Source organism: Bacteroidia bacterium, from assembly GCA_041391665.1.
GTDB lineage: Bacteria > Bacteroidota > Bacteroidia > J057 > J057 > JAGQVA01.
Genome location: JAWKNO010000003.1, coordinates 872,374 through 885,755, shown reverse-complemented (window position 1 = coordinate 885,755; position 13,382 = coordinate 872,374). Strand labels below are relative to the sequence as shown.

The window sequence follows — 13,382 nt, the reverse complement described above, 5'->3', positions numbered from 1 at the left end:
ACCCCATGTATTTATACAGAAATCCCCTGTTCCACTGGCTGATTGTCCTTTTCCAGGTCAGTGTTTTCCTGTGTATCATGGTGGAATCGCGTGGCCAAATGCCTGTATTGGTCTCTCATGTTTCTCCCGGAGAAAATATACCTGCCAGACTGCTTTTTCAGGACAGCAATGGATTTGTATGGGCAGGTACAAAGTCTGGTCTGTTTTCCTATGACGGCCTCAACTGGCGGGCTGTACTTGTTTCTGATTCACTCACAGAAAGATCGGTTACAGCTATTTATCAAAGTGCCGACCAGCAAATGTGGATAGGCTATGAATCGGGAAAAATAGACATTCTTTCAGGCGGAGTGGTTACTGCATTTTCGCCGGAAGAAGGAACGCCTTCCGTTGCCATTACCGGTTTTCAGGAAGATATTGACGGGAATCTCTGGATCGCCACTTACGGGGAAGGTTTATATTATCTGTACAACCACCGCCTGTATTCTTTTGACACAGATGATGGTTTGCCTGAAAACGATGTGTATGTGATTGCCCGTGACAATAAAAAAAGAATATGGGCAGGTACGGACAGGGGAATCGGCATATGTTATCTGGAAAAGGGAAAAAAGATCGTTGAAGTCCTCAATCTGAAAGACGGGCTTACAGACAATATTGTCAGGGAGCTGGTGTATTCCCCTTCCGGAGATATGTGGATCGGAATGTATGATGGTGGGGTGGGGCGGTATAATCTTTCAGAGAAAAAGTTTTACGGGCTTCCGGACTGGCCTGGCGGAGCGGTTTCCTGTCTGTTGCCTCTGGCTACATCTGTTTGGATCGGAACCGACCACGATGATTTGTTTATCTGGGAAGATGGGCAATTTCATCAGATCAGAAATGAAAAGACACAGGTATATGATCTGTTGGCAGACCATGAAGGCAATGTCTGGACTTCTGTTCATAGCAGAGGAATACAGAGTACTTTCGAATCGCTTGCTTTTGTACCGGTGGACAAGCAGGTGCTCAGCATCCATTGCGGGAAGGATTGTGTCTGGTATAGTACAGAGGACGGGCTATTTTGCTTTGACCGGCATACAGGAAAAATTGAAAAGACCGCCGAAGGGTTTTCCGCCAATATTGTGAGCATATATGAAGATGAGACGGGAAGCCTTTGGCTGGGTACAATTGGCGATGGGGTGTGGCGTCTGGAAGTAAAAACCGGCCAGCGACGACATTATACAGAAGTTGATGGCCTTGCCAATGACCATGTAATGTCTATTGATGGAAAAGGGAATGAAGTGTGGTTTGCGACTTTTGGCGGTGCCTCCCGTTTCCGGCTGGGTGATAATGGAAAGGTGGTGGGATTTGACCGCTATAGCCGGTCAGATGGGCTCAGTATCGACTATATATATAAAGTGTTTGTGGATAAAAAGGGGCGGGTATGGTTTGCCACTGACGGAAAAGGGGTAAGCGTTTGGGAAAATGGGGAAATTCGCACGATCCATGAACTCAACCGGGAGACCGTGTTTGGGATAGACGAAGATCCTGCCGGGAATCTCTGGTTTAGCACAGAAGAAAAAGGCGTCTGTATGATTGCTGCAAATGGTAAAGAAGAGAAGGGGGTATTTGTGAAGACAGATGCTGCCACTATTTCTTCATTTGCTGTGGTAAATGATCATGCTTTGCTGATCACCTATCCCTCTCATATTGATATGTATTACCCTTCTTCCGGGCGTATTGTCGAGTTGAAAGAAGATGTCGGGGTAAGTAATATCGGGGAAGAATTAAATGTCATCGATCGCGACGAAAATGGCCGGTTGTGGATCGGCGCTGAGGGCAAGCTGATACGCTTTAGTCAATCTCAAACGCAGATCCAGTTTGCACCGGCTACGAGAATTACTGATGTTAAAATTTTTCTGGACGATATGGGTGAAAGAGATCCGATGCACCTTGCGCATAACGAAAATCATGTAAGCTTTAACTATGTAGGTCTGTGGTATCAGGCACCAAGGAATGTCCGTTATCAGCACCGGTTGGTGGGGTATGATATAGATTGGGTGGAATCGCGCAACCAGCAGGCCATTTATCCGAGTCTTCCTCCGGGAACCTATACGTTTGAATTGCGCGCATCCTTGCTGGGCGATTTTTCCCGATCAAGAGAAGTGAGTTATAGTTTTCACATCAATGAACCCTTTTGGCAGACCTGGTGGTTTTTTCTGTTGAGCATAACCTTTGGAATCTCAATCACCTATATTTGGGTAAAGGATCGTGAGAAACGACTTCGGCGAACAGAACGTCTGGAAAAAGAAAAAATCGAGTCACAGTTTGAGACCCTGAAGAGCCAGATCAATCCACATTTTCTATTCAACAGTTTTAATACCCTTATTTCCATTATCGAAAATGACCAGGATGTCGCGGTAAAATATGTGGAGAAGTTATCTGACCTGTTTCGCAATATTCTGGCTTACCGACATCAGTCAGTCATTTCGCTTCAGGAAGAACTCACGCTTTTTGAAAATTTTCGGTTTCTCCAGAAACAGCGGTATGGCGATAATTTTGATGTAAAGATAAATTTGGAAGAATCGCTTCTGACGGACTGCAACGTGCCACCACTTACCCTGCAACTCCTCGTTGAAAACGCCTTAAAACACAATATAGTCTCCAGGTCCAAACCCCTCTATGTCGAAATAAACGCCCAAAAGGACGGGTATCTGACTGTACACAATAACCTCCAGGTTCGGCGGGAAAAAGCGCCATCCACACAAATGGGACTTCAAAACATTGTACACCGCTACCGGTTGTTATCCGACCAGGAAGTGATTATAGAGGTTACCCAAACACAGTTTATGGTACATATTCCTTTGTTGAAAACCCCAGTGATATGAAAATCCTTATCATCGAAGACGAACTCAACGCCTCCCAAAGGCTGGAAAAAATGATTGCCGAAATCTCGCCCGATTCTGAAATCGTGGCTGTGCTCGACAGCGTCGAGGCTGCTATAGAATGGTTTCGCGTACATCCTCATCCGGATCTGATCATGCTGGACATCCATTTGGCTGATGGCTCCTCATTTGATATTTTTTCGGAAGTGGAAGTCAAGGCACCGATTATTTTTACAACAGCATATGACGAGTATGCGGTCAGGGCATTTAAGGTAAATAGCGTGGACTATTTGCTTAAACCCATTAAAAAGGAAGAGTTGAGCACCAGCTTAGAAAAATTCCGGCAGATTTACGACAAAAATAAGCTGGTTTTGGAAAATCTCGACTACGCAAAACTCGCCGAAGCATTAGAAAAAAATAAAACAGAATACCCGCAGCGACTGGTTATCCGGTATGGGCAGCATATCAAGGCCATTGAAATCGCTGAGGCCGCCTATTTTTATGTGGATTCGAGGGTCACTTTTATGAAAACTCACGGCGGGAAAAATTATCCCGTGGACTACAACCTCGATCAGTTGGACGCTATGTTGGATCCCAAAAAGTTTTTCCGTATCAACCGGAAATTTATCATCAACATTGCCGCCATAGACCAGATGTTTACCTACTCGAAATCCCGGGTCAAAATCAACCTCAATCCACCTGTGGATGACGATACGATTGTCAGTTCCGAAAGAGCTGCGACTTTCAAGCGCTGGCTTACAGGGGGGGCGGAGTGATGTTTTCGCAGTCCGTTAGGTCAGGATATCAATAATTTTTTTTGTTACTGTTGCTGTGTGAGATGTGCGAAGAGTCCCGGCTTTTTTCAAAATGATATTTTTGTCTGCCGTAAATATCCGGGAAGGTCGTATAAAACTGTTTGAAGGCAATGAACCAGACAGAAAGTCATGAGATGTCAATGGTAATGCATATGGGTCATTGGAAGACTGACTGGTAATCTGGCAGAGAATAATATCATCACCCGGCAAATCTGCTAATACAAGAGCAGGACGTTTTTTTCGAGCCAGATAGATCCGAAAACGGGAAAGGAATTACAACTACATCCCCTTTTACAAATTTTCCCATGCAAGGTCTTCTTCGGGTTTGTTCCAATCTTTGGCTAATGTGGATTCCGCAGCCAGATGAGTAAGTGGTGCATCCTCTGTACTATTGATTAGTAGAAAGGACAATAACCGTTTTTTATCCTGAACAGGGAGTTGTTTGATCAGGTCAAAAAGCTGATTAAAAGAGAGTGGAATGGTAAGATGAAGTGGAGAGTCCATATCTTATCGTTTGTTAATTCAAATATACCGTTTTTTATACGGAATTCATGAATGATTATGTTTGAATTTTTCTAATCCTGGTAACAAGTTATTCTATTTTCACCTACACTTCAATATCAAATTTATAGGAGTGATTGCTGCCGAACCAGGTAAGAAGTATACCCCTTTTCCGCTTCAGTCATACTTTTTCCCGTTTCAGTATAAGGAATTACCGTTACAACATCAATTTTTTCCTTCTAAGTAAAGGTGTAGGTACGTTTACCATAGCTCTCCAATTCAGAAGCGAACACCCTGCCTAAGTCATAACAAGGGCGGGGTTTCGCGTGAATAAGCGGCTTACCAGCAATCTCAAACTACTTACACTTACTTATGAAAAGAACTCAACTCAATCTACTTCACTTTTCACTTTTAACAAGAATACCTGCATTCGCGCTGGTATTCCTGTTGAGTGGATTTTTTGCTCAGGCGCAAACTACGTTTGTTGCCCAACTTAGTGGGAACCAGGCTTCTGTTCCTATCCTTACCCCGGCGAAGGGCGATGTGACTGCCGTGCTTACTGACTCTATATTGGTGGTCTCCGGATCATTCAGCGGATTGGTAGGCAATTTTAATGCGAATGTGGCTGGTGGTGCGCATATCCATCTCGGCTATGCCGGCCGCAATGGCGGGATTCAACTGCCGCTAAACTCTGAGCTTGATGCTGACCTGAAAGGCGGGGTATTCCTTAGCGATTCCAACACATTTATTCTGACTCCCGCACAAATTGACGCACTCAACTCCCGTCAGTATTATGTCAATATTCACACGACTAAATACGGCTCAGGGGAAATTCGGGGGCAGTTACTTCCCGCTTCAGACGATTACTTCAGCGCACGTCTATTTGGCAGCAATTCTGTTCCTTCGGTTATTTCTGACGGGCAGGGTTCTCTGTTGCTCGAACTTGTGGGCAACCAACTGATTGTTTCCGGATCATTTAATACATTGAATGGGGATTTTAATCCGGCGGCAGCAGGTGGTTCACATTTTCACAAAGGTCTTGCCGGAGAAACCGGCGGAATACAGATTCCCCTCAAGCCTACAGTGGACGGAAACCTGAAGGGCGGGGTATTCCTTGCCGACTCCAATACTTTTACCCTGACTCAGACGCAGATAGATTTGCTGTATGCCAGAGAGTTGTATGCCAATATTCATTCTACTACCGTTGCCTCCGGTGAAATCAGAGGTCAGGTACTGAATATGCCGCAAATGACTTTCCGTACCCATCTGTCGGGCAGTAATGAGCCCACTCCAGTTACGACCCGAGGTACAGGGCAGACAATTTTGGAGTATAAAGATTCTGTACTTACTGTGAGCGGAACATTTCAAAATCTGAGTTCGCCAGTAAATACTGCGGTTGCCGGTGGCGCACATATCCATACCAATATCGCCGGACGCAATGGCGGGATTACCTTTCCGCTGAATTTGGAGTTGGATACTACTGGCAGATTTGGCCGTTTTCTGGCAGACAGCAATGCCTTTCCGGTAAATGCTGCACAAATACAGACCCTGATGAACCGGCGTATGTATACCAATATCCACACTTTTGCCAATGGTGGTGGAGAGATACGCGGACAGGTTTTGCCTCAGAGTCAATTTGTGATGAATGGTTTCCTATCCGGTATCAACGATGTCTCTCCCCGCATCTCTACCGGTCTTGGCTCACTCAAAGCCGAAATTCAGGGCAACCAGCTGATTGTAACAGGTTCATTTAATAACCTTCAGGGCGATTTTAATCCTGCAGTTGCAGGTGGTTCGCATCTTCATCTGGGACTTGCAGGTTCGAATGGCGGAATTGTTTTCCCTCTCAAACCTACCCTTGACCCCAATAATAAAGGCGGAACATTTGAAGCAGACAGCAATACCTTCACCCTCTCTGCCGGAATGCGCGACACGCTGAAAGCAAGGATGTTGTATGCCAATATTCATACAACCCTTTATGCACCGGGAGAAATCAGAGGACAACTGCTTCACGAAGCTACGGGTTATTTTGTGGCTCCGCTTTCCGGTACCAGCTCGACCGTTCCTATAAAAACCAACGGGACAGGTGCTGTCAATATTGAATGGACAGGTACACGTTTGATTGTGAGTGGATCATTCAGCAACCTCAACAGCGCATTTAATCCTAACGTTGCAGGTGGCGCTCATCTTCATGCTGCTTATCCCGGCCGTAACGGAGGCATCCAGCTTCCGTTGGTCACTGTCGCTGATACCAGCGGTTTATCGGGCAGATTTGAAGCCGCCAGCAATATCCTGACAGCGCGTCCCGGGCAGATTGATACACTGCTAAACCGACTAATGTATGTCAATATTCACACAGTCAATAATACGCCTGGTGAAATCAGAGGAGCGGTATTGCCATTGGCTGCAACCTATTTTACAACACATGCAAAAGCAGACAACCAGTTGAATACGGTTTCTTCTCCTGCGACCGGTGCATTGAAGTTGACACTTACCGGTAACAATCTTGTGGTCATAGGGTCATTTAATGCGCTTTCGCTTAACTATACCGCCTCTCACTTTCATATCGGCGCAAATGGCTCCAATGGCGGGGTCAAAATCGGGCTCAAACCCACGATCGACCCCGACCAGTTTGGCGGTGTGTATGAAGCCGACAGCAACCGTTATGTGCTGGACTCTGCACAAATCGCCGATATCCGCAGCGGAAATTATTACTGGAATGTGCATTCCTCTGCCAATCCTTCCGGAGAAATCCGCGGACAGGTATTGCCGGAAATCAATTTTTTCCCCAATGACGATGCCGTGATTACTACCCCGTCAGACGGTGCGATCATAGAGATTGTAGGGCCTGAAGACTCCGTATTTACCGCAGACTGGTCAGCAGCCAGCGACCCTGACAATGACCTCCTGACCTATACATGGGAGCTTGCGCTTGACAGCGCGTTTACCCAGATGATCGTGCGCCAGAAGACACTCACCAATCTCTCCTTCTCCACCACCTATGATATCATCGATTCCCTGCTTGCACTGTATGGTGTGAATGTAGGTGATACGGTAACACTTTATCACAGAGCCTTAGCCTCAGATGGAAGTGTGGCTTCGGGGGGAATGGGCGCTACTGTACAACTGGTGCGCAGCGGACTGACGGGGCTTGACGAATTGATTTTCGATCAGTTTACCCTTTCGTTTTTCCCTTCACCAGTACAGGACGTGGCACATATGATCGTTGAAAGCCAGGTAAATATTCGTGCAACCCTTCGTGTTATGGATATGGCTGGCCGCACGGTCGAAGCGCGTCAGGTAGTGATTGGTACGGGTCATAATGATCTCGAAATCAATTTCAGCGACCTGGGTTCAGGGATATATTTTGTAAGACTTGAACAGACTGAAGCTGCTATCCCGGCGCTGAAAGTCATCAAACGATAACGTGGTTTTTTTCGATTGCTAATGGGGAGGCCCTCGAAAGAGGGCCTTTTTTATTTGTACTCAAGTCAAAATAGCTATATTTCCCGGTTGTAACCGAGAAATATGGCTATTTTTCTCGGTTATAACCGGGAAATTTCATATTTTGAGCTAAAACAGAAGCTATGTATATAGATCGGGTCTTATTGAAAACGGTCGAGGAAAAACTTGTACCTGGTAAAGCAGTACTGATATTAGGGCCACGGCAGGTGGGCAAATCCACGCTTTTGGATGAGGTCGCCCGGCGAAGTAATTTCCGTGTGCTGCGGTTAGATTGTGATGATGCCGCTGTAAGAGCAAGGTTGGAAACACAGACGTTGCCTAACCTTCAGAATGTGGTGGGAAATGCAGAACTGTTAATGATTGATGAAGCGCAGCGGGTGAAAAATATCGGATTGACTTTAAAAATTATTCTGGACCAGATGAAGACCGTCCGCATACTGGTCAGCGGATCTTCTTCTTTTGAATTGTCCAGTCAGATCAATGAACCACTTACTGGCAGAAAGTGGGAATACACGCTTTTGCCCTTTTCCACTTATGAAATGGAGATATTTCATGGAGCTTTTGAGGAATCTCGCCTGTTACACCGGCGACTTATATTTGGCATGTACCCCGAGGTAGTCAAAAATCCCGGACAGGAAATCGAAATTCTCAATCAGCTTGCAGGCAGTTATTTGTATAAGGACATTTTTTCGTTTCAGGATCTGAGAAAGCCGGAATTATTTGAAAAACTGCTTCAGACACTGGCACTTCAGGTGGGCTCAGAAACTTCTTACAACAAACTGGCTGAAGTAGTAGCGAGTGATATTTCGACGGTACAGCGTTATATAGATTTGCTGGAAAAATCATTTATTATTTTTCGCCTGCCTACATTCAGCCGAAATCTCCGCACCGAGTTGAAAAAAAGCCGTAAGATTTATTTCTACGACAATGGTATCCGGAATGCAGTCATCGGAGATTATCGCCTGCCAGAATTGAGAACAGATATTGGCGGTCTTTGGGAAAATTTTCTCATCAGTGAACGCCATAAACGAAATGTATTTCACAGATTTTATGGAAAAACCTATTTCTGGAGAACTGTAAGTCACCAGGAAATTGATTATCTGGAAGAATATGACGGTGCACTACATGCATACGAATTTAGATGGAATACAAAAAAGCAACCCCGGCTTCCGGGTAGTTTTCTGGAAACCTATCCCGGCACTTCACTGAAAGTAGTAAACCCCGAAAATTATCAGGCGTTTTTGGCGCCGGGGGAATGCTGATTTTATGCAAGTTTGAGATAAGTTAAAGGTTTGCCATTAGAATAGAATAGCACCCCGGCTCTGCATTATTTACTCCCTCCCCTTCTCCAACTGCCCCAGAAGCCAGCCTCTTTCCGCAAGCGGATGGGTTTCATTGATTTCTTCCCGCAGCGCTGCCTGCGCTTCGGGATCATGGGGGGGCAGCGTGAGTATTTTTCGGGCGAGCCGGATGATATTCTGATATACCTGTTTGTGGTAGCCCAATGATTTTTTCCGCTGAAGGTATCGGGAAAAGCTGGTCAGCAAAGCCTCCAAAGCATCTGTTTCCCCCGATTCGTAGTAAATTTTCAGTAACATCATCCGCACACCCAGGTCAAAAAAGGCATCGTCATAGGCGGTAATCCGCGTGAGGAGCTTTTGCGCGTCCTGGTGTTCGCCTTTGGCAAAGTACAGCCTGGCGAGATTATAATTGTGGTAGCTGTCCCTGAAGTTTGGCTCAAGTTTTTGGGTGTATTTTTCGATAAATGATTCCGTCCAGGCGTATTCACCCAATTTCAGGCTGACTGAGACGATATTTTTGTAGGTAAAACGGCTTAACTGTTCCCCATCCAGCAAAACCCCCGTTTCCAACCCCTGTTCATACAATTCAAAAGCTTCTCTGGCATAGGCTTCTTCTCCGGTATTGAGTTGTTTGATACAGGCATTGATGGCCATAAGAAGAAGTTCCTGCTGCTCGTGCAAAGGCAGATAATGCCGGAAACTGAAAAATGCAGATTTCAGGGGCTTGAAATGCTGTGTTCCGATCTGGCTTAAGGCAAGATAGGCGTGGTAATAAAGGGAAATAGGGGGCTGTGCATTCCATAAGCCCTTTTCCACAGCCGCAATTACTTCTGGCAGCAGGGGGATTTCGTACTGCGAGGCGGAAACATGGGTATGTGAGGCGGCAATACATGCATAACGGAGAGTTGATTGGGCAAAAAATGCCGAAAGGCTTTCAAATAGTTTGGGCAGGTTGTTGGAAGCGGTGCGGGTCTGAGTGCCGGCAAGCTCAAAACTGATCTGTTCAACCTGATAGCGTTGTAAAAGGACCGATTCACTCAGCTCTGGCAAAGTGTTCAGGCCCTGGCGGATTTTTTCCAATACATTCCCGGCGGCTTCGGGCTGGTCCCAATGAAACAGGGCACGGGTTATGTTTAATTCGGACTGAAAAGGGGAGGAAACTGTATAATAATATCCAACAAAATGATTTAACGTTTCCAGTGCAAGATTTTGAACTGTGCGCAGCCGCGCGTCGTGGTAGGGCTGCCCGGGGAAAAGATGGTGGAAAACTCGTTCTTTTCCCAAACTCACTGCCGTAAGTGATTTTCTGCTTTCCAGATAATGAAAAAGTTCGCAGACATCTTCATGCTGATTGTGAAGCGGAGATTGAATCCATTTTTTGAAATGGCGCAATGCGGGCTTGTCCAGTTGCCGGTAAAGGCGAATAAGCTTGCTGTTAATCATAAATAAAAATGCCTGTTTTTTTCCAACAATTCAAACAAAGTGTCTTATAATGACTTCGATAGGGGATGTACCTTGTGAACAAATCATCCGATAATCCGACACAACATGTATAGACAACATTCCAGACTTATTCTTGTGATCAGCTTTATGCTGGGATTGTACCCGACTGCGCTTCATGCCCAGTTTTGGCGCCAATATCCAAGCGGGGGGGCATTTGACGGGCAACAGACAACCGATGGCGGTTTCATCATGATTGGAACCAACAATTATTTCCCGGGCGGCGGCGCTGCCTATCTGATCAAAACCGATTATCGGGGCGATACCCTCTGGACGCAGGGATATAATCTTCTGGGGTCGTTGGAAACGGGAATGCGCGTCAAACAAACCAGCGATGGGGGTTATCTGGTAATGGGAGAGCGAAAACCCTTAGCCACTCCGCATATTTATTATATGAAAACTGATGCGTCAGGTAATCTTTTATGGGACAAGACTATGACTGATCCGTTTTCTCAGGCTGGTGATTTTGTGGAGGTGAATGGAGGATATGCCCTTGCCGGGACAGTGATCGGTAGTGGCAACAATATGGATTATTACCTGATCCGGATCGATGATTTGGGTGATACGCTTTGGGTAAAAGAATATGATTGGGGAGGAATTGACCGTTGTGGCCGTATCCTTCAAACCGGAGACGGGGGCTTTCTGTTGGGGGGGAACGTCCAGGCAAATGTAAATACCCTGCCCCATTCAGTTTTGCTGAAAGTGGATAGTCTGGGGACGGTGCAATGGCAGGCAACCTACAATTTTACCGGAGCGGAGGTTCAGCTTTCGGATATATACAAACTTTCAGGCGGCGGGTATCTGGCGGCCGGAGCATTGATTGACAGCCTTACGGGTGCTTCCACCGGTTATCTTCAGTGGTATAATATTTCCGGACAGTTAACCCAGACACATTTTTTCAGCAATTCGCTGCTTCGTTCCGTGCGAAGAGTGATCGAACTTCCGGGCGGCGATCTGCTTGTGGCTGCCTATGTTTTTAACCCAGGTTCTGCAGCAGATATCCTCCTGCTTCGCACTACAGCCAACGGCAATGTCATTTGGAGCAAAACTTATGGCTCTGTGGCGGTAAATGAAAATGAGGCAGCCCATGCCATCGGGACCACAGCTTCAGGCGGTTATTATATCGTGGGGAGACTATCGATTCTCGACCAGTTTTTGCTCATTGTCACCGATAGTCTGGGCAATACTGCGACCAACATTCTCCGGGGAAATTATTTTGAAGATACCAATTTCAACTGCTTAATGGATGCGGGAGAATCTCCCTACGGCACAATTCCCTTTATTATTCAGGCCCAAAACCTCAGTACCAATGCGCTGTTTTATGCGAGCACGGGAGACAGCGGGAAATACGAGTTTTTGCTTCCTCTGGGAGACTACCAGCTCACCCCTTTGTCTCACCCTTATCTGAATTACAGTTCATGTCTGCCGCTTCCTGTCACTTCTTTTACTCAGACCGCTCAGTTGGCGCAGGTGAATGTGCCCTTTGAGGTAACTTATAATTGTCCGCTCAACTATGTGGACGTTTCTGCGCCAGCTTTCATTATCGGCGACAGTTGCCAAATCACTGTACAGGCGTGCAATAATGGCACAAGTGATTCATACCCTACACTGGTACAGGTAGAACTGGACAGTTTTCTCACTTATGGAGGCGCCAGTTACCCGCTGTTGAGTCAGGTGGGCCAAATTTTCACTTTCGTCCTCGATACCCTGATCGCAGGAGAATGCAAAACCATTCAAATACACACCTGGCTGGATTCTGTGGTTGTACCAGGGCAGACCCATTGTGTGGAAGCGCAGATTTGGCCCGATACGTTTTGCACCAATCTGGCCGCGTGGACGGGCCCGCAGATACAGGCCGAAATCACCTGCCTGGGTGATACCATACGGTTTGACCTTACCAATGTGGGGGAGGCCATGCAGGCCGCGCATAATTATACCATTTACATCGACGATGTGATTTTTGTGATGGGTTCATTTCAGTTGGGAAGCGGCGGGAGCCAGTCTCTATTCGAACCGGCTACGCCGGGTGCTTCTTACCGCATTGAAGCGGAGCAGGATACCGCCTTTCCGCCTTCTCTGGGCGATCCGCAGGCCATCGCCTTCGCCGAGGGGTGTCTGCCCTATCCCGGCGGAGGATTTGAGACCGGATGGATCACTGCCTTTTACAACGGCAACGTTGCGCCCTCCATCGACATCCTATGCCGCCAAAACGGAGCATCCTACGACCCCAATGACAAACTCGCCCTTCCTGTTGGTTATGATACGGCGCATTACATTTACGACAATACTCCGCTATCCTATATGATCCGGTTTCAGAATACAGGTACAGCCCCTGCTCAGCGTGTAGTCATTGTTGATACGCTCCCTCCGGCTCTCGATCCGCTCACTATCGAACCCGGTGGTTCCAGCCATGCCTATACCTGGCGGGTGGACGACCAGGGCGTGCTGCGGTTTACGTTTAACCCCATTTTCCTGCCCGACAGCACCACCGACGAAGAAGGCTCTCAGGGATACGTGCAGTTTCGCATTCGCCAGAAACCTGGAAACCTTCCCGGCACGCGTATTGAAAATCGTGCGGCGATTTACTTTGATTATAATGTGCCTGTCATCACGGCATCGGTTTTTCATACGGTGGGAGAGGATTTTGTACGGATCGAAATTGTCAGTACCGGGATAGAAAAAATCGAAGGAGACAACGTAAAAGTATGGCCCAACCCAACGGGCGGGCAGGTACATTTTTCTTTAGAGGGAGGCAGTCAATTCCGCCTGCTGACCTGCGAAATATTTAATCTGCTGGGGCAGCCGGTAATGTTTGAGGCTGCGCAGGGAACCTCCGTGCTTACCCTGAATCTCGCCAATCTGCCTGAGGGACTATACGGTTATCGGCTGGTGGGAGACGGAAAAGTGCTGGACAGCGGGTTGGTTAAAAAACAGAATTGATA

The 13,382-nt window shown here is 46.8% G+C and carries 8 protein-coding genes; 5 read left to right on the top strand and 3 right to left on the bottom strand.

What is annotated here, in order from left to right:
- Positions 1 to 5 precede the first annotated feature (5 nt).
- A complete protein-coding gene (locus R3D00_26370; protein ID MEZ4776729.1) occupies positions 6 to 2,861 on the top strand; it encodes a two-component regulator propeller domain-containing protein in 2,856 nt (951 codons plus the stop codon).
- The gene (locus R3D00_26365; GenBank protein ID MEZ4776728.1) at positions 2,858 to 3,634 is read left to right on the top strand and encodes a LytTR family DNA-binding domain-containing protein; all 777 of its coding nucleotides are present in this window, start codon (positions 2,858 to 2,860) and stop codon (positions 3,632 to 3,634) included. Before R3D00_26370 ends, R3D00_26365 begins: the two co-directional genes overlap by 4 nt.
- 15 nt (positions 3,635 to 3,649) lie before the next feature.
- Here R3D00_26365 and R3D00_26360 read toward each other — a convergent pair whose 3' ends face one another.
- Together R3D00_26360 and R3D00_26355 are read right to left on the bottom strand one after the other, a co-directional pair.
- Entirely contained in the window at positions 3,650 to 3,883 is a 234-nt protein-coding gene (locus R3D00_26360) for a type II toxin-antitoxin system PemK/MazF family toxin (GenBank protein ID MEZ4776727.1), read from the bottom strand.
- 81 nt (positions 3,884 to 3,964) lie between these two features.
- Complete coding sequence (locus tag R3D00_26355) at positions 3,965 to 4,177, bottom strand: hypothetical protein (GenBank protein ID MEZ4776726.1); 213 nt, start codon at positions 4,175 to 4,177, stop codon at positions 3,965 to 3,967.
- A gap of 369 nt (positions 4,178 to 4,546) precedes the next feature.
- Here R3D00_26355 and R3D00_26350 point away from each other — a divergent pair, with 369 nt between their 5' ends.
- Both R3D00_26350 and R3D00_26345 read left to right on the top strand, forming a co-directional pair.
- Complete coding sequence (locus R3D00_26350; GenBank protein ID MEZ4776725.1) at positions 4,547 to 7,600, top strand: CHRD domain-containing protein; 3,054 nt, start codon at positions 4,547 to 4,549, stop codon at positions 7,598 to 7,600.
- A gap of 161 nt (positions 7,601 to 7,761) precedes the next feature.
- A complete protein-coding gene (locus R3D00_26345; GenBank protein MEZ4776724.1) occupies positions 7,762 to 8,901 on the top strand; it encodes an ATP-binding protein in 1,140 nt (379 codons plus the stop codon).
- Positions 8,902 to 8,970: 69 nt separating this feature from the next.
- Here the strand turns inward: R3D00_26345 and R3D00_26340 are convergent, their stop codons facing one another.
- Positions 8,971 to 10,383 (bottom strand): hypothetical protein, encoded by a 1,413-nt coding sequence (locus R3D00_26340; protein MEZ4776723.1) that lies wholly within the window; start codon positions 10,381 to 10,383, stop codon positions 8,971 to 8,973.
- A gap of 105 nt (positions 10,384 to 10,488) precedes the next feature.
- Here R3D00_26340 and R3D00_26335 point away from each other — a divergent pair, with 105 nt between their 5' ends.
- Positions 10,489 to 13,380, top strand: a complete 2,892-nt coding sequence (locus R3D00_26335; protein MEZ4776722.1) for a T9SS type A sorting domain-containing protein — start codon at positions 10,489 to 10,491, stop codon at positions 13,378 to 13,380.
- Positions 13,381 to 13,382: the final 2 nt, after the last annotated feature.